The sequence below is a fragment of the Fictibacillus arsenicus genome, assembly GCF_001999465.1.
Taxonomy (GTDB): domain Bacteria; phylum Bacillota; class Bacilli; order Bacillales; family Fictibacillaceae; genus Fictibacillus; species Fictibacillus arsenicus.
In genome coordinates, this window is the sequence record NZ_MQMF01000068.1 from 1 (window position 1) to 728 (window position 728).

Sequence of the window (728 nt, forward strand, 5' to 3'; positions counted from 1 at the left end):
ACCTGGGCGTCCCATTCGGACCGCGAGAGAAGAAGGTCGACACACATGTCCGAGTTCACCCGTTTCGAGCAGGTCGCCGTGCTGGGCACCGGCGTGCTGGGTTCGCAGATCATCATGCAGGCGGCGTACCACGGCAAGAAGGTGATGGCCTACGACGCCGTCCCCGCCGCCCTCGAGGGGATCGAGCGCCGCTGGGCGTGGATCCGCCAGGGCTACGAAGCAGACCTCGGGGAGGGCTACGACGCGCAGCGCTTCGACGAGGCCATCGCCCGCATCACCCCGACCTCGGACCTCGGCGAGGCCCTGGCGGACGCGGACATCGTGATCGAGGCCGTCCCGGAGAACCTGGAGCTCAAGCGCAAGGTGTGGGCCCAGGTGGGCGAGCTCGCCCCCGCCACGACCCTGTTCGCCACGAACACCTCCTCCCTGCTGCCCTCGGACTTCGCCGACGCCAGCGGCCATCCGGAGCGCTTCCTGGCCCTGCACTACGCCAACCGCATCTGGGCGCAGAACACCGCCGAGGTCATGGGCACCCCCAAGACCTCGCCGGAGGCCGTCGCCGGAGCCCTGCAGTTCGCCGAGGAGACCGGCATGGTCCCCGTGCACGTGCGCAAGGAGATCCCGGGCTACTTCCTCAACTCCCTGCTCATCCCGTGGCTCCAGGCCGGCTCCAAGCTGTACATGCACGGAGTGGGCAACCCGGCGGACATCGACCGCACCTGGCGCGT

Annotated in this window: 1 protein-coding gene; it reads left to right on the plus strand. The window is 69.2% G+C overall.

Going from position 1 to position 728, the window contains the following annotated elements:
- Window positions 1–45 precede the first annotated feature (45 nt).
- On the plus strand, window positions 46–728 hold a 683-nt coding region (locus UN64_RS21850), incomplete at its 3' end, for a 3-hydroxyacyl-CoA dehydrogenase NAD-binding domain-containing protein (protein WP_077365985.1).